Source organism: Sphingomonas kyeonggiensis (assembly GCF_014196745.1).
In the GTDB taxonomy this organism is placed as follows: domain Bacteria; phylum Pseudomonadota; class Alphaproteobacteria; order Sphingomonadales; family Sphingomonadaceae; genus Sphingomonas; species Sphingomonas kyeonggiensis.
Window position 1 is genome coordinate 1,196,616 of record NZ_JACIEH010000002.1, and the last position, 16,563, is coordinate 1,213,178.

The window sequence follows — 16,563 nt, forward strand, 5'->3', positions numbered from 1 at the left end:
TCGATGCTGCCGTTGGCGCTAGCGCTGCTGCTCGGCGCGGCGCTGGCGTTCCAGGCGCTCGCCGGCGACGAGCTAGACCTGCCCCTGGCAGGGCCGGTGCGTGGCGGTGCGGCAGTGGACGATCGCGCGGCGATCCAGCCGCCGGTTGCGATCATCGACCCGGGCATCGCCCGTCGATCGATGTTTATGCCGGTCTTCGTCGAGACGAAGGAAGCGGCGGCGGCGCAGGGGCCGCTTGGCGGCTATTCGGTGGTCGGTGTCGTCCAGGTCGGTGCGGCCATCTACGCGATCGTGCAGGGGCCGGGCGAGCAGACGTTCCGCGCCGTGCCGGGCCAGCGGGTCGGCGACTGGCAGCTGCGGAGCGTGACGCGCGATCAGGTCGCGCTGTCGCGGGGCAGTGAGCGCATGCAAGTCCGTTTCGGTCCCGGCGGGCCGGTCACCACGGCAGCCGGCAAGGGAGAACAATGATGGACGCGCGTCGCAAGTTTCGATCGGGAACGGCGGGGCTGTCGCTCGCGCTGGCCGGCTGCGCCGGCAGCCCGCCGCCCCAGCCGATCGCCGTGCCGCAGGCGCCATCGATCGTGGCCGGGGCCGAGCAGGCAGCACCCGAGGTCCGCACGACGATCGTCGGCGGCGAAAGCCCGCCGCCGGGCCCAGTCGCGCCGCGGCCTCGCCAGGTTCGGCCGGGCACCATCAGCATCAACCTGCCGCGTGCCGATGTGCGCGCCGTTGCGGTGTCGGTCCAGGAAGCAACGGGGATCGCGATCGCGGTCGAGCCGGGCGTGACCGGCCAGGTCTCGCTGGTCACGCCGGGAACCGTCGCCCGGTCCGAGGTCGTCCCGCTGTTCGAGGGCGCGCTGCGTGCCGCCAGCCTCGCGCTCGTGCCTGCCGGCAACGGCTATGTCGTGCGCACCCTGGCGGCGGCCCAGGCGCCGGTCGCGCCCGATGCGATCGGCTTCGGCACCGAGATCGTCACGCTCGAGTTCATCAATGCCGAGGAAGTGAAGAAGGTGATCGACGGCGCCTTGCCCGGCGTGGTCGCCGGTGTCGATGCGGCGGGCCGTCGGATCACCATTGCGGGCACGACCGGCCAACGCGCCAGCGCGCGTGACCTGATCAAGCAGTTCGATGTCAACTGGCTGCGCAACATGAGCTTCGCGCTGTTCGTCCCGGAGCGCACCGATGCGCGGCTGATCGTCCCCGAGGTCGACAAGCTGATCAACGCCGCCGACGCGCCGACGCGTGGGCTGGTCCGGCTGATCACCATGGAGCGGCTGAACGGCATCCTGGCGGTAAGTACCCAGCGCCAGTATCTCGACGATGTCCGCCGCTGGATCGAGGTGCTCGATCGCGAGGGCGAGAACAATGAGCGCCGGATCTTCGTCTATCGCGTCCAGAATGGCCGCGCCCGCGATCTTGCGCGCACGCTCAACCGCGCCTTTGGCGGGGGCGGCGGTGACGAGGATAGCGGCAACGACGATCCCTTCGCACCCAGTGACCAGTCCGCGGGCAAGACCGCATCGCCGGCGCAGAAACCCGATGCCGCGCGCCCCGCGGGCGGCGGCGCGAATGCCGCCGATCAGGGGGCGGCCGGGCGCGATGCGCAGGGTTCGGGCGGCAAGATCACGGCGGACGAGGTCAACAACGCCGTCGTCGTCTATGGCACCCCGCGCGACTATGCGATGATCGAGGATGCGCTGCGCCGGCTCGATCTGCCGCCCCAGCAGGTGATGATCGAGGCGGCGATCACCGAAGTGTCGCTCACCGACACGCTGCGCTACGGCGTCCAGTGGAACTGGCTGACCGGCGACAGCAATTTCCGCGTTACCGACGGTGCTGCCATGCCCACCGGGCCGACCCAGGCCGGCTTCTCCTATTTCCTTGCCGGGGGCAGCATCACTGCGGCGCTCAACGCGCTCGAGCAGCGCACCAACATCAAGGTGGTCTCGGCACCCAAGCTGGTTACGCTCAACAACCAGACCGCGGCGCTGCAGGTGGGCGACCAGGTGCCGGTCTCGTCGGGAAGCGCGGTCAGCGTCGACAATCCCAATGCGCCGATCGTCAACTCGATCAGCTACCGCGATACCGGCGTGATCCTGAAGGTGACCCCACGAGTCAATGCCGGCGGACTGGTGCTGCTCGACATCTCGCAGGAGGTGAGCGACGTCAACGTCAACGCGCCCAATGCGAGCGGCGACAAGACCCCGGCCTCGCCGACCATCTCGACCCGCCGCATCTCGACTTCGGTCGCGGTGCAGGACGGACAGGTTATCGCGCTGGGCGGGCTGTTCCGCGACTCCAAGAGCCTGGGCAAGAACGGCATCCCGATCCTGTCGCGCATCCCGATCATCGGGGGCCTGTTCGGCAGCCACAACAATGTGCAGAACCGCACCGAGCTGATCGTGCTGCTCAAGCCGCATGTGATCCGCACCCCCGATGACGGCCGCGCCGTCACCGAGGAGCTGCGCGCCAAGCTGCGCACGCTGGAGCCGTTCCGTACCCAGGGACGGATCCCGTGAACCGCGCGGGCGAGGAGGGCTATGCCCTTGTCGCGGCGGTGGCGAGCATCGCCGTGTTCGCCACCGTGGCGCTCGGGCTGCTCGAGGCGGCCCGCATGGGACTGGCGGATGCCGGGGCGGAGCAGGCGCAGATGCAGGCGGTGGCGGCCGCCGATGCGGGGATCGCGCTGGGCCTGAGCAAGGTCCTGGGCGATGACCCCACCCAGCGCTGGTCGGCGGACGGCACGGTCCATGCCCTGCGCTTCGGCGAGGCCGATCTCCGGATCGCGGTGCGTGACGAGCGCGGCAAGGTGCCGCTCGGGCTGCTCGACGAAGCCCAGGCGACCCGGTTGCTCGAACAGGCGGGCCTGGGGGGCGAACGGCTGCTGATCGCGCGCGATTCCCTGCTCGACTGGATCGACGACGACGAGCTCAAGCGCCCCTTCGGCGCCGAGGATGGCTACTATGCGGCCGCGGGCATCCGTCCGCCGGGCGCGCGTATCGCTTCGGTCGATGAGCTCGCGCTGGTGCGCGGCCTGGATCCGGTGACCGTCGCCCGCATCCGGCCCTATGTCACCACCTATACGCTGCGCAGCGGCTTCGACGCGCAATATGCCGATCCGCGCGCGCTGGCCGTGATGGAAGCCGGTGGCGAGGATGGCCCGGCGGCTATCGAGCGCGCCCGTGAACTTGGCGGGCAGCGGACCGCGCTGGCCTTTGCCAGCACGCCTTCGCTCGTCGATCGGCCGGTCTCGATCGAGGTGCTGGCCACGCTTCCCGGTGGCGGCCGTGCCGCGCGGATGCTGGTCGCCGAGATCACCGGCATTCCCGAACGGCCCTATGTCGTGCGGTCCTACGAATGAAGCGCTCCAGAAGAGGTGAGGCTATGGTGGGTTCGAATCCCCCGACGACCGGCCGGCAAAACCAGGTACAGGCGTTGCTCGCGCGCGGCGCCATGTTCCTTGCCAAGGGCAAGCCGGCCAATGCGTTGCGCGCGCTCGACGACGCGGTCGCGCTCGACCCCGCCAATGCCGAAACCTTCTGCCGGCGCGGCGATGCGCTCGCCGGTCTCGGGGAGCTCGCCGCGGCGATTGCCAGTTACGATCATGCACTTGCGCTCGATCCGCGATGTGCCGGGGCACATGATCGCAAGGGTGTCGCGCTCGCGGCCTCGGGCGCGCTCGAGCCGGCGCTGCAGAGCATCGAACGTGCCCTGCTGATCGCGCCGGACAATCTCGACACGCTCCACAATCGCGCCAACCTGCTTCGGCAGCTCGGTCGGCTCGGGGAAGCGCTGGAGGCGTTCGACGATGTGATCGCGCGCATGCCGGACCGCGCTTCGGCGCATGACCTGCGTGCGCGGACGCTCGCCGCGCTGGGGCATCACCATGAGGCGCTGCGGGGGTTCGAGAACGCGCTGGCGATCGAGCCGAACAATATCGAGACACTCTGTAACCGGGGAACCGCGCTGTCCCTTCTCGATCGCCAGGAAGAAGCGATCGAAATGTTCGAGAAAGGGCTGGCGATCGATCCCGGGCAGGTCGAACTGCTGACCAATCTCGGCGCATCGCTGTTCCGGCTGGAGCGCTTCGACGAGGCGGAGCGCTGCTTCCGTCGTGCCCTCGATCGCGAGCCCGATCGGGTCGCCACCTTGCAGCGCTACGCCACCCTGCTCACGCAACGCCGCCGCTTCGACGAGGCGGGGCGCTGCTATCAGCGCATCCTGACGATCGAGCTCGACAATGTGCCGGCGCTCCGCGGCCTCGCCCGGGCGCTGGAGGAACTGGGCCAGCACCAGAGCGCGCTGATCTGCTACGATCATCTGCTGTCGGTCGACCCGGGCAATGCCGCCGCGCACCAGCAGCGCGGCTTCCTGCTGGTCGGGCGCGCGGAGCATGCCGAGGCGCTGCGCGCTTTCGACCGGGCCAAGGCGCTCGACCCCTGGATGGAGCAATCGGCGGTCCGGCTCCATGCGGCGATGCACCTGTCGCAATGGGAGGATTTCGACGGGCAGCTCGCCGCGATCCGGCGTGCCGCGGCCGTTGGCAGCCAGGGAGCCTTGTCCTTCCCGGTACTGGCGCTGGCCGATGATCCCGCGCTCCAGCTGCAATGCTCGCGCATCCTCGCGAACAGCCATCCGCGCGTGCCGGCGGTGCCGCTCGCCGGGCGCTACCCACGTCGAGATCGGATCCGCATCGGCTATTTCTCGGCGGACTTCCATCATCACGCGACGATGCAGCTGCTCATGGAGACGCTCGAGGCGCACGATCGCGACCGTTTCGAGCTCACCGCCTTCTGGTTCGGCGACGGCAGGGGCGACGCGTGGCGCGCGCGGATCGAAAAGGCGTTCGACGCCTTTGTCGATGTCCGGCTGAAGGAAGATGCCGCCGTTGCCCAGGTCGCCCGCGAGCGCGGGATCGACATCGCGATCGACCTGAAGGGCTATACCCAGAATTGCCGCTTCGGCATCTTCGCCGAGCGGGCAGCGCCGGTGCAGGCAGGCTATCTCGGTTATCCGGGCACCTCGGGCTCGCCCGTGATCGACTATCTCATTGCCGACGAAGTCGTGGTGGATCCCGAGACACGCGACGCCCTCTCCGAGAGGATCGCCTATCTGCCCGGCAGCTATCAGGCGAACGGGAGCCTGAAGCCGGTGTCGCGGCGGATCACCCGGCTCGAAGCCGGATTGCCCGAACAAGGCTTCGTGTTCTGCTGCTTCAACCAGAACTACAAGATCACGCCGGAGGTCTTCGCACGCTGGATGGCGATCCTGCGCGGGGTGGAGACGAGCCTCCTCTGGCTCTGGGTCAGCCATGCGGGCGCGCGCGAAAACCTGGCGCGCAGTGCCGCCCAGGCCGGGGTCGATCCCGCCAGGATCGTGTTCGCGAGCACCGAACCCAGCGAGCGCCATCTCGATCGGCTGCAACTCGCCGATCTCTTCCTCGATACCCTGCCGTGCAATGCGCACACCACGGCGAGCGATGCGCTCCGCGTCGGCCTGCCGATCCTCACCTGCGCGGGGCGGAGCTTCGCCGCGCGCGTTGCCGCCAGCCTGCTGATGGCAATGGATGCGCCGGAACTGATCGTGCGCGACCTTGCCGAATATGAGGAGCGCGCCGTCGCGCTCGCCAGGGATCCGGCGCGGCTGGCGGAGATCCGCACCCGCCTGCTGGTGAACCGGGGGCCATCGCAACTCTTCGATCCCGTCGCCATGGCCCGCAAGCTCGAGGCGGCCTATGTCGCGATGTACGAGCGCCACCATGCGGGCGAGGCCCCCGCGGACTTCCGCGTGTCCGCGTGATCCGGGGCGATCGACTATGGCTGTGGCGATGCCGCGGGAGATTGCGGGGCGAGGCCCCAGGGGGCGAAGGCGGGCGGTGGCGCCGGGGTCGCCGTGGCAATGGCGGGAGGCGCCGGCATCGCGCCGGCGAAGCGCAGTGCGGTGATCGCCGGAGTCACGCCCCCTCGGCGGCGATAGAAGATATGCGCGCCGATCTTGGTCACGCGATCCAGGCTAGGTGCCCAATAGGGCGAGACATAGTCGGCGTGATAGTTGAGCGCGTCGGCGACCAGCGGCGTCAGGCGGCCGTCGATCGCCTGCTCGGCAACGGCGCGGGCCTGCGTCATCACCTTGTCGGTCAGGCGCCGCCGCAGCGATCCGTCGCAAGTGAAGGTGAACTGGCATCCCGTCTTCAGCCTCGAGCCGGCAAAGACGACGCCGCACACCGATTTCGGGAACGCGGGGTGGCGAACGCGGTTGAGGACGACCTCGGCGACGGCCTGCTGGCCCTCCGGGCTCTCATACCCCGCCTCATAGGCGATCGCGAGCGTCAGGCATTCCGTGGCCTGGGCGCGATCCTCGAGCGGGGAGGGGGCGTTCTGGGCCCTGGCTTGCGAAGCGCCCAGCAGGGACATCGCAGTGAAGAAGATGGCAGCGATCAGCCACATCGATCCGGCATGTCCTCCGCCGGGTCCGAATGCCGAAAGGCAATGGTGGAACGCGTGGAATCGGCGTGTGAGCCAAGGCGTTGGGCCGTTGGCTATTGCGTTGCGCCCTTGCCGAATCTTCGCCGGTATCACGCTATTATCCCTGACACTTTAAGGATATCTCGCAAACGATGCGTATTACCTGAAAGTAATTTTAGCAGATTGTGGAATATTATTACCGATCTGGTCTTTGTAATATTATCGAAAAATTGCTTGGCCAAGCTCAGGTAGCGCGGGCGTCTTACAGTGCCGAGAAGGTCATCGCGCCATTTCCGCTTAAATTTGTCATTTCCTGTCACAAAATTCGAACTGTCGCCTTGAGCATGGAGCTGTGAGATGATTGGCAAGATCGCTGCGCTGGGCCTGGTTTCCCTCCTGGGTCTGTCCGCTTTGGCCTGGCGTCAGCCGGCACCGGCTACCTCTACGCCGGCGGCTTCGCCCTCGGCGACGAACCCGGCTGGCGCCGCGCCGGTTCGCGCTAAGGCCGCTTCCCTGGTCGCCGAAGGTGCCATGTTGCCCGAGCGCCTGCTCGAGTGCCGGCTCAGCCGCATCACCAACTTCAATCCCGCGCGCGAGCAGGCGCCTTCCGAATTCACCTATGAAGGCGATCACCGCTTCGCGCTGCTCCTGCCGTCGATCCCGGTGCGAACCACCGAGCCTCCCCTGTCGACCCTGCCGCCGGAGCCGGTTGATCCGCGCACGCGCATCGTCGCCGACCCCGACGGGATTTCGGGAGGCGCGGCTGCCAAGCCGTTCGAGCGCGTGGTCGATTATTGGCCGGAGCGCGTGGAGATGACCACGCCAATCGGGAACGGGTCGGTGAACCTGATCATCCTCCAGCGTTCGCAGGCCAAGCCGGGGCTGATCGACCTGTTCATGACCAGAGCGACCGACGCGGTGAGCTGGGACGAGAAGCATATCTATTCGGGCCATTGCAAGCCGAGTGAAAAGAGGGCTGGCTGATACCTCTTATCGGTTTCCAGGCGGGACATCGGAAGCATTGATGATGGTGTTGCAAGAATTACGATAGGGTAATCGGTAAATAACTCGCCGATAATGGAAGCTGCTCATGGAAATGTGCGGACTATATTGCGAGTTCGTTTCCGTGCCTGTGTCGGATTTCGGCGACGCATATCGGTAAATATTGTGACGATGCCGAAATTTATCGTCTTCCTCTGCCAAAAGCGCTCGGCCGAGGTGTCTACAGGATAGGAAACACGAGTTTCCGGTTCCTTGGGAACCCCGGGGGCGAGACTTTCCTGCGACGTGCCTGCGCGCGCCGCGGGATGTTCCCTGCGCCCGGATCCCATCCTTGCTCCAAGGAGGTCGCAATGGAGGAATCCTTTTTGATCGCAGCATCCGTAGCTGCGGATCAGGAATATCCTTCGGGTTCGTTCGATCATCACCTGATCGCCGAGGGCCGTACGGAAGCGCCGCCGCTTCCGCCCAGACCCAGGACGCGCGCGCATCTCGCGGCATGGCAGGTCAAGCTCGCGCGCGACATGATGCTCGCGCAGATGGCTGGTGGACTTGCCCTGGCGGATGTCGCCCGCCGGCTCGACATGTCGGTCAGCCATTTCATCAAGGGTTTTCGCGAGAGCGAGGGCGTGTCGCCCTATCACTGGTTCATGCAGCGCCGGATCGCCCAGGCGACGACGCTGCTCCGCGATGAGACGATCCCGCTGTCCAAGGTCGCCGACGAATGCGGCTTTGCCGACCAGAGCCATTTCACCAAGGCATTCACTCGGCTGCTCGGTATCTCGCCCGGCCGGTGGCGTCGAAACCTGCGGAGCAGCGCGCTCGGCCTGGGCGCCTGATTTGTCGATAATGGTGCGTACCTGTGGAAACGACTAGGTCGGGGCGGGGCCGATCCCGATAGTCCGGAGCGGCGGAATCGCCGCACGGCCTCCAGCCCCGTCGAGACAATGCGACCAGCAGATTCCAGCGTGATCGAAACCGGCGATGGTTGCCGCGGCGCATCGTCGGCCGGTCCGTGTCGCGAGGATCGGCGATGAACCCGGGCGGGCCGGGCATCGAGCGGCTTCGGCAACTCTATGATCCCAACTACGTCCGACGGGTGGATACGCTCGGAGACGCCCCGGTCCAGGTCTGCCTCGAGACGCGGATGCTGGGCGCAAGCGCGGGAACGGGTGTCGCGACCTATGCGCGGACGTTGGCGGCGTGCCTGCCGGCGGCAGGCGCATCGCTGCTGCTGCTGGGTGACCGGGACGGAGACCAGGCGCCGCGCTCCACCCGGTTCGGCCGCTGGCTCGCCGCCGCGCGTCCCGGCGCGCGGATCGCCGCCGCGCAGCACCCGGGCGACGAGGAAATGCCGGTGCAATGGGCGGCTTGCGACCTGTTCCGCGAGGCGCATGTCTTCTTCAATCTTCACCGCCGGTTGCTGCCGGTCGAATTCACCCGGCCGCCCCAGGTCATGCACTGGACCTACCCGCTGCCGCTCTATGTGCGCGGTGCCAGGAACCTCTACACGCTGCACGACCTGATCCCGCTCACCCATCCCGAGCTGACTTCGATTTCGCCGGTGCGCCACACCGCCGTGCTCGGCGAGATCGCGCGCCACGCACACCGGTTGGTCACCGTGTCCGAGGCCGTTCGTCGCCAAGCCATCGAACGGCTGGCACTGGACGAAGAGGGAGTGGTGAACACCTGGCAGGCGGTCGATGCGCCGCTCCAGGTGGACCCACCCTTGCCCGCGGGCCTGCGCTCGGGGCGCTATTTCCTGTTCTGCGGCCGGGTCGAGGCACGCAAGAATCTCGATCGGCTCGCCGCGGCCCATGCGGCGAGCGGAACGGCGTTGCCGCTCGTGATCGTCGGCCCGGAAGTGCCCGGCGAAGCCCGCCTGGAGGCGCATTTGCGCGCGTGCCCTGCGGTTATCCGTCTGCCCTGGGTGCCGCGTCCGGAATTGCTCGGCATGCTGCGCCGCGCCCGCGCGCTGTTGTTCCCTTCGCTGGCAGAAGGTTTTGGACTGCCCATTGTCGAGGCCATGGCGCTGGGATGCCCGGTGCTCGTTTCGGATATCGAGACGGCGGTGGAAGTGGCCGGCGATGCCGCGTTGCTGGTCGATCCGCATGCGGCCGAGGAGATCGAGGCGGGCATCCGGCGCCTGGACGGGGACGACATCCTCTGCGCCCGCTTGCGTGCCGATGGGTTCGCGCGCAGCCGGATGTTCACCCCGGAACTCTACGCCCGCCGGCTCGGCGCGCTCTATGCGGATGCGCTCGCCGCATGACCCGGCTTCCCACCCTGTTCCGACGCAGGCCGCGTCCGGGCAGCCGCACTGCGAACGAGGCCTCCATCCGGAGCCTGTGCGCCACTGCCTATCTGGGAGACAACCGCGCCCTGGTCCGGGTGCTGGGCCGCTACAAGATGTTCGTCGATACGCGCGACGTCGATATCGGCGCGCATCTCCTGCTTGACGGCTTCTGGGAGATGTGGGTCACCGAGCTGTTGCCGCAGCTGATCCGGCCCGGCGCGGTCTGCATCGATGTCGGCGCGCATGTCGGCTATTTCACCTTGCAGATGGCCGAGCTCGCCGGCCCTTCCGGCAGGGTCCATGCCTTCGAACCCAACTCGGCGCTGCGCCGGATGCTCGATGATTCCGTGCGCGTGAACGGGTTTGCCGAGCAGGTGCGGTCCCATGGCGATCCGGTGTTCGATGCGGCCGGCCTCGCTGCCGAGCTCGTCGGCACGGTGACGCAGCCGAGCGGTGCCCATGTCCGCATCCTGCCCGAAGGCGATCCGGCGGCCACGCTGCGGACCTGCCGGCTCGACGGCATTGCCGGGCTCGATCGGGCCGACTTCGTCAAGATCGATGCCGAGGCATCGGAAGAGGCGATCTGGCGCGGCATGCGGGGCCTGCTCGACCAGGGGCGGCCGATGACGGTGCTGCTCGAATTCGCGGCGATACGCTATGCCGATCCCGGCGGCTTCCTTGGGGCGATCACCGGCGAAGGCTTCGCCCTGCATCGAATCGATCCCGACCAGGGACTGTGCCGGGCGGATGTGGCCGGGATCCTGCGCGCGCCGCCGGCGCGCGAGCAGATGCTGGCGCTGATCCGATGAGCGACTTCGGCTTTCCCCAATCGGATCACGGTTTCCGGATCGGCATCGACGGGCTCAATCTCGCGATGCCGCGCGGTACCGGGGTCGCCACCTATGCCCGGACGCTGGCACGCACGGTCGCCGAACTGGGCACGCCGCCGGACCTGATCTTCGGGCTGCCGGTCCACCCGCGGGCCCCGCGCGACCTGCGCGAGACGCTGTTCTTCGCCGAGCTCGGCCGCGACGAACCGGTGGGCGAGGGGAGCGGTGCGCCGAAGCGGGAACGGCTGTTCCTGTCCCCGCTGGCGCGGCGGCTGGTCGAGGTGCCGGTCGAGGGGCGCGTGCGAGCCGAAGCCTTTGCCGAGCGCATGCCGCCCTTCTCGCGGCTGTACAGCTTCGGTTCGCTCTGGTCGGTCGCGGCGCGGCATTTCCGGCGCTATCGCCGCTTCCTCACGGTGACGATGCCCGATCCGCCGGCGATCATGCACTGGACCTATCCGCTGCCGATCCATCTGGCGGGGGCCGCCAACCTCTACACGATCCACGACCTGGTGCCGCTGCGGCTGCCGCACACCAGCCTGGAGAACAAGCGGCTGCACGATCGCCTGCTGCGCGGCTGCGTGGCGCGGGGGGCGGGGATCTGCACCGTCTCCGAAGCGTCCCGGCGCGACATCATCGACATGCTCGGCGCCGATGCGGGGCGGGTGGTCAATTGCTACCAGTCGATCGATCCGGTGCCGGAGATCGCCGCCGACGAGCTGGCCGCTCGGCTGCGTGCGCTGTTCGACCTCGAGGCCCGGGGCTATTTCCTCTATTTCGGCGCGATCGAGCCCAAGAAGAATGTCGGCCGGCTGATCGAGGCCTATCTGGCGAGCGAGGTCGCGACGCCGCTGGTCATCGTCGGCGGGCGGGCCTGGCGCTCCGAGAACGAGCTGCGCCTGCTCGGCATGTCCGCGGCGCAGGGGCTTTCCGGCGCGGCGCGTATCCGCAAGCTCGACTATCTGCCGCGACGGATGCTCGACCTGCTGATCGCAGGCGCGCGCGGCGTGCTCTTCCCCTCGCTCTACGAAGGCTTCGGCCTGCCCGTGGTGGAGGCGCTGGCGCGCGGTGTGCCGGTCATGGCCTCGACCGGCGGCTCGCTGCCCGAAGTGGCGGGCGGGGCGGCCCTGCTGGTCGATCCCTATGACGTGGGCGACATGGTCGCGGCGATCCGCCGTCTCGACGGGGATGCCGAGCTTCGCCACCGCCTGTCCGTCGCCGGCCCCCTCCAGGCCGTCCGCTTCGCGCCGGCAGCCTTCCGCGCCAACCTGTCCGCGCTCTACCGCTCGCTCGCCCCTTCGCCTTCCGGGACCGCCACCGCATGACCCTGCCTTCCTCGTTCCGCGTCCTCCCCGTCGCGCTGGCGCTCCTCGCCGGCGGCTGCGCCACCCTGCCGTCGAGCGGCCCGACCGGCCCCCAGGTCGTCGCCGCCTCCCGGCCCGATTCGCGCCTGCCCGCGCAGCTGGTCGAACTCGACGCCGCCGCCCTGCCGGAGGCCAACAGCGCATCGACGGCGACGGAGACGCTCGCCGGGCTGGCGGCCGAGGGTGTCACCGACCGGATCGGGCCGGGAGACGTGCTTCAGGTCACGATCTTCGAGGTCGGCACCGCGCTGTTCGCCGGCCCGTCGGCGGCGACCGCGGGCCAGCCCGCCGCAGCGGGGACCAACCTGCCGCCGATCACCGTCGCGGCCGACGGGACGATCCAGATCCCCTATGTCGGCCGCATCGCCGCCGCGGGCGAGACCGCCCAGGCGCTCGCCGGCAGCATCGAGGCGCGGCTGATCGGCTATTCCCAGCACGCCCAGGTCAGCGTCGCGATCCGGGAGAACATCGCCAACGCGGTCTTCGTGCTCGGCGGGGTCAAGGCGCCGGGGCGCATTCCCCTCTCGCTCGCCCGCGAGCATCTGCTCGATGCGGTCGCGCTGGCGGGCGGAGCGATATTCCCGGCGCAGGATACCAGCGTCCGGATCACCCGTGCCGGCCGCAGTGCCGAAATCGGCCTCGACGCGCTGCTCGCCGGATCGCCCGACGACCTGCAACTGCTCCCCGGCGATCGCATCGAGCTGCTCCGCCAGCAGCGCAGCTTCACCGTGTTCGGAGCGAGCGACAAGGTATCGGAAATCCCGTTCGAGGCCCGCCGCCTGTCGCTTGCCCAGGCTGTCGCGCGGGCCGGCGGGCCGTCGGACCGCCAGGCCGATCCGACCGCGATCTTCGTCTTCCGCTGGGCCGCCGCGGACCCGTCCGGCGGCGCGCCCGTCCCGGTCATCTACCGGCTGAACCTGCTGCGCCCGGAGAGCTATTTCGTGTCGCAGCGTTTCGCGATGCGCGACGGCGACGTGATCTACATCGCCAACGCCCGCTCCAACCAGGCGAGCAAGCTGGTCCAGATCATCAACCAGCTCTTCTCGCCCTTCTACGGGGTACGCGAGCTGACGCGATGACCGTCGGCATCGCCGGCTCAGGCCGCCAGCGTCTGCTGCGCGAGATGCACGTCGATCGCCTCGTCGATCGTCGGATAGAAGCGGAGCCGGCCCTCGTGGAGCACCGCGCCGGTGCTGCAATATTCCTGCAGCGTCGCCGGGCTGTGCGAGACCATCACCAGCGTTCCGGTCGCGCGGCGATGAGCCAGCGCGGCATGGCAGCGCTCGGCGAACCGATGATCGCCCGCGCTGGTGACTTCGTCGACCAGATAACAATCGAAGTCGATCGCCAGGCTAACCCCGAAGGCGAGGCGTGCCGCCATGCCGGCCGAATAGGTCTTCACCGGCTGGTCGAAATATTCCCCGAGCTCGGCGAACTGCTCGACAAAGGCGAGCAGCCGGTCGACCGGCTGGCGATAGATCCGGGCGATGAACCGGGCATTGTCCGCGCCGGTGAGGCTGCCCTGGAAGCAATGGGTATAGCCGATCGGCCAGGACACCCGCATGCCGCGGCGGATGGTGCCGCTGCTGGGGTGCTCGACCCCGGCGATCAGCCGCAACAGGGTCGATTTGCCCGCACCGTTCGCGCCGCAAATCCCCAGCGACTGCCCCGGGCGGATCGTGAAGCTCGCATCATGGAGCACATGCCTGGTGAGCTTGCGGCCATGATAGGCCTTGTTGACGCGGTCGAAGCTGATCATGCGCAGGGCCCTCCCGGCCTTGTCGAGCGGGCCGGGGTTTCCGGACCGGCAATCAGGAATGGAGCGGTTGCATGACGATCGAAATCACCGCGGTGGTGCTCGCCTTCAACGAAGTGGAGATGCTGTCGATCACGCTTCCGGCGATCAAGGCGCTCGTCGATCAGGTCGTCATCGTCGATATGGGCTCTACCGACGGAAGCGACGCGCTCTACGCCCGACTGCTCTCCGGGGAAGACCGGCTGGCGCATTACGATCAGTGCAATCTCTCGCAGTTCGGCTTCGCGCACGCCCGGAACCACGGCGCGAGGTACGCGGACGGGTCCTGGCTGTTCTCCATCGACGCGGACGAGTGGATCGATCCCGGCCAGGCCGGCGCGCTTCGACGCGAGATCGCCGAGGCCAGCTTCGACACGATCGCGGTCCATCGCCGCAACTATGCGGGCCAGCCGGGTGTCCCGATCGACCTCGACCAGCTTCGCGTCAGCGGTTCCTTCGGCGAGGAGACCCACCGCCGGATCTATCGCAATCGGCATGACATCCGCTGGGAGGGGCTGATCCACGAGGAGATCTGCGATCGGGACGGGAATAGCTGGCAGCGCGCGGGGCAGAGCGAACTCGTCCTTCACCACCTCTCCGCGTTCAAGCCGCATGTGGCGATCGAGGAAAAGAGCCGGCTCTATTCCTACATGGTGCTGCGCGGAGCGGTGGTGCCGGGATATCGCTATGGCACCAACCCGTTCTGGCACTCGACCTTCATCCGCGAGCATTTCGACTTCCTGATGGAAAAGGCCAATGCCTATGCGGCGGCGCGGGGCCTGCCGCCGTACGACGGTGATGCGGTCGCCCGCGCGATCGGCTGATCGGCGCTTCATCCGGCGGCCGTGTCGAACAGGATGTCGAAATGCACCCAGCCCTGGGGAAGCAGGCCCAGCCGCGTCGATTCCGCGTCGCGCGCTTCCCAGAGCCGCATCAGCTCGCTCGTCGAGCTGACCCGGGTCAGCGAACCGTCATGCTCGATCAGGTCTCCATAGGGTGCGAGCCCGAAGATATGGTCGGCGAGCAGCTCCGGATCGGCCTCGGCCTGTTCCCGGATGCACATCGGATTGAACTCGCACAGGATCCGTGGCCTGTAGCGGCGAATGCTGCCCGCCAATCCCCGCAGCACCCGTAGCTCGAAACCCTCCACGTCGATCTTGATCAGGTCCACGCGCCCCTGGGAAAGCAGGATCTCGTCGCCCGGAATGGCCTGCACCGCTTCCAGGGCCTGAAGCGCGGTCGCCTGGCCCAGTACCTTGGCATTCGACGCGTCGCTGAGGCAGATCATCTCCTCCCGGTCGCTCAGGGCGAAGGTGAAGAGCCGCACATTGTGGAGGTCATTGGCGACGATGCCGCGCCGGAACAGGGCGGCATTGTCCGTGTTCGGCTCGAAAGCCAGCACCTTGCCGGCGGCACCCACCTGCAAGGCGGCCTGGAAGGACATGACGCCGACATTGGCGCCCACGTCGACAAAGGTGGCACCGGGGTGCAGCTGTCCCGTGATCGCCCTGGCGATATGCGGCTCCCATCCCCCGCCGGCCGCGAGGCATCGGCCGAATTCGGGCTCGGCGGGATTGACCACCACCTTCGCCTCTCCACCGACCTCCGCCACGACGAGGGGCGTTCGGGACTGCCGGAATTCCGGGCTGTCGAGCAGGATGCGCCGCAGGTCCTGAAGGGCGATCGCACCGGACTCGATTTCCTTCAGATAAGCGGTCAGCCCGTCGGGATCGGGGGCCCGGCCGAGGATCCAGAGATAGGCTGCTGCAATCTCGTCCCTGGTCTGCGCGGTCGTGTTGGGCATCGGATACTCTCGATGGCTCCGGGGAGCGGTTACGGTACGGGTGGGGTCGACCGCCGGGGCAGGGGCCGGCTTCGGGACGTCGTCGGACGGTTCGCGGCTGGTGAGGCGCAGCCTGGGAAAACCGATATCGGTGTACCAGAGCGCGCCTTCGGACAGCAGCGACAGCTCGATCTCGATATCGTTCGCCGGGGTTGCGGGCGGCGCGGGAAGGCTGATGACGAACCTGGCGGACTCGCCGGGCTCGAGCTCGGCGGGGACCGGCATGGCGCGGGCCTCGATCGACCAGTGCGTTTCGCCGTGCATCCGCAGCCGCCCGCCGATCAGCAGCCGATCGGGTGACTGGCGTCCGAAGATCAGCCTCGTCTCACCGGCGTTGAGGATGCTGCCGCATAGCCGAATGCCACCCGATGGCGTGGGCCGTGCCGCTTCCGTCAGTTCGAGGCGATAGGCGTTTCGTCGCTGCCAGCGTGCAGTCAGTTCCGACAGGTCGGGAAGCGCCGCGCCGGCGATCAGTGCCGGAATGATTTGCGCCATCGCGCCGGATTGGCGCAGGGCGAGTGGCAATATCGTGTCGGGCAGCGCAACTGCCTGCTCGTCGAGAGCAGGCAGTTGCGCCAGCCACGCGTCGGCGCGCCCCAGGCCGGTTATGGCCTGCACGGATCTGGCAGCGGCGACGCAGGGCCCGTCCGCGAGCGGCGCCAGCAGGAAGATCGCGTCGGCGTCGATCTCGGCCGCGAGCCGCGTCGCCAGCATGGCCCCGGCTCCATGCGCGATCACGATCGTCCGGGCACAGCCGATCCCCTGGACGCGCAGGATCTCCGCCAACGCGGCAGGATCGACGGCATCCGGAGCGCCCGCCACGCTCGCGATACGACATTCGCTCCGCTCGACGAGATCCTCCGCGAGCGGGGCAGCGAAGTCGTCGCTCGGGTCGGCATCGGCCAGAAGGACCACGAACAGCATGTCGCCATCCCCGCGGACGGTGGATATGGCCGCGCCGTCACGGCCCAGGGG

14 protein-coding genes are annotated in these 16,563 nt (G+C 68.2%); 11 read left to right on the top strand and 3 right to left on the bottom strand.

Annotated elements, in window-relative coordinates; genetic code table 11:
- Nucleotides 1-3: 3 nt before the first annotated feature.
- The 4 genes from GGR46_RS14060 to GGR46_RS14075 are packed head-to-tail and all read left to right on the top strand — an operon-like array spanning nt 4 to nt 5,799.
- Nucleotides 4-468, top strand: coding sequence for a hypothetical protein (locus GGR46_RS14060; RefSeq protein ID WP_183998559.1), 465 nt, complete (start codon nt 4-6; stop codon nt 466-468).
- Nucleotides 468-2,519 (top strand): type II secretion system secretin GspD, encoded by a 2,052-nt coding sequence (gene gspD / locus GGR46_RS14065; RefSeq protein WP_183998560.1) that lies wholly within the window; start codon nt 468-470, stop codon nt 2,517-2,519. The genes GGR46_RS14060 and gspD overlap by 1 nt, the downstream gene beginning before the upstream one ends.
- Nucleotides 2,516-3,361: a type II secretion system protein GspK gene (locus tag GGR46_RS14070; RefSeq protein WP_183998561.1), complete on the top strand. Its 846-nt coding sequence runs from the start codon at nt 2,516-2,518 to the stop codon at nt 3,359-3,361. The genes gspD and GGR46_RS14070 overlap by 4 nt, the downstream gene beginning before the upstream one ends.
- 26 nt (nt 3,362-3,387) lie before the next feature.
- A complete protein-coding gene (locus GGR46_RS14075) occupies nt 3,388-5,799 on the top strand; it encodes an O-linked N-acetylglucosamine transferase family protein (protein WP_183998562.1) in 2,412 nt (803 codons plus the stop codon).
- Nucleotides 5,800-5,813: 14 nt separating this feature from the next.
- Here GGR46_RS14075 and GGR46_RS14080 read toward each other — a convergent pair whose 3' ends face one another.
- Nucleotides 5,814-6,446: a cell wall hydrolase gene (locus GGR46_RS14080; protein ID WP_183998563.1), complete on the bottom strand. Its 633-nt coding sequence runs from the start codon at nt 6,444-6,446 to the stop codon at nt 5,814-5,816.
- 375 nt (nt 6,447-6,821) lie between these two features.
- On the opposite strand from GGR46_RS14080, the gene GGR46_RS14085 reads away from it, so the two are divergent.
- From GGR46_RS14085 to GGR46_RS14110, 6 genes are all read left to right on the top strand, one after another.
- Nucleotides 6,822-7,448 (top strand): hypothetical protein, encoded by a 627-nt coding sequence (locus tag GGR46_RS14085; protein ID WP_183998564.1) that lies wholly within the window; start codon nt 6,822-6,824, stop codon nt 7,446-7,448.
- 383 nt (nt 7,449-7,831) lie between these two features.
- Nucleotides 7,832-8,302 (top strand): helix-turn-helix transcriptional regulator, encoded by a 471-nt coding sequence (locus GGR46_RS14090; protein WP_221262735.1) that lies wholly within the window; start codon nt 7,832-7,834, stop codon nt 8,300-8,302.
- A 149-nt stretch (nt 8,303-8,451) separates the two neighbouring features.
- The gene (locus GGR46_RS14095) at nt 8,452-9,735 is read left to right on the top strand and encodes a glycosyltransferase family 4 protein (RefSeq protein WP_183998566.1); all 1,284 of its coding nucleotides are present in this window, start codon (nt 8,452-8,454) and stop codon (nt 9,733-9,735) included.
- The gene (locus tag GGR46_RS14100) at nt 9,732-10,568 is read left to right on the top strand and encodes an FkbM family methyltransferase (RefSeq protein ID WP_183998567.1); all 837 of its coding nucleotides are present in this window, start codon (nt 9,732-9,734) and stop codon (nt 10,566-10,568) included. Before GGR46_RS14095 ends, GGR46_RS14100 begins: the two co-directional genes overlap by 4 nt.
- Nucleotides 10,565-11,911, top strand: a complete 1,347-nt coding sequence (locus GGR46_RS14105) for a glycosyltransferase family 4 protein (RefSeq protein ID WP_183998568.1) — start codon at nt 10,565-10,567, stop codon at nt 11,909-11,911. The genes GGR46_RS14100 and GGR46_RS14105 overlap by 4 nt, the downstream gene beginning before the upstream one ends.
- Nucleotides 11,908-13,029: a polysaccharide biosynthesis/export family protein gene (locus GGR46_RS14110; RefSeq protein ID WP_183998569.1), complete on the top strand. Its 1,122-nt coding sequence runs from the start codon at nt 11,908-11,910 to the stop codon at nt 13,027-13,029. The genes GGR46_RS14105 and GGR46_RS14110 overlap by 4 nt, the downstream gene beginning before the upstream one ends.
- Before the next feature lie 17 nt (nt 13,030-13,046).
- Here the strand turns inward: GGR46_RS14110 and GGR46_RS14115 are convergent, their stop codons facing one another.
- Nucleotides 13,047-13,709: an ABC transporter ATP-binding protein gene (locus tag GGR46_RS14115; protein ID WP_183998570.1), complete on the bottom strand. Its 663-nt coding sequence runs from the start codon at nt 13,707-13,709 to the stop codon at nt 13,047-13,049.
- A gap of 71 nt (nt 13,710-13,780) precedes the next feature.
- On the opposite strand from GGR46_RS14115, the gene GGR46_RS14120 reads away from it, so the two are divergent.
- On the top strand, nt 13,781-14,569 hold the full coding sequence (locus GGR46_RS14120; RefSeq protein ID WP_183998571.1) for a glycosyltransferase: 789 nt from the start codon (nt 13,781-13,783) through the stop codon (nt 14,567-14,569).
- 8 nt (nt 14,570-14,577) lie between these two features.
- Here GGR46_RS14120 and GGR46_RS14125 read toward each other — a convergent pair whose 3' ends face one another.
- Nucleotides 14,578-16,512, bottom strand: coding sequence for an FkbM family methyltransferase (locus tag GGR46_RS14125; RefSeq protein ID WP_183998572.1), 1,935 nt, complete (start codon nt 16,510-16,512; stop codon nt 14,578-14,580).
- Nucleotides 16,513-16,563: the final 51 nt, after the last annotated feature.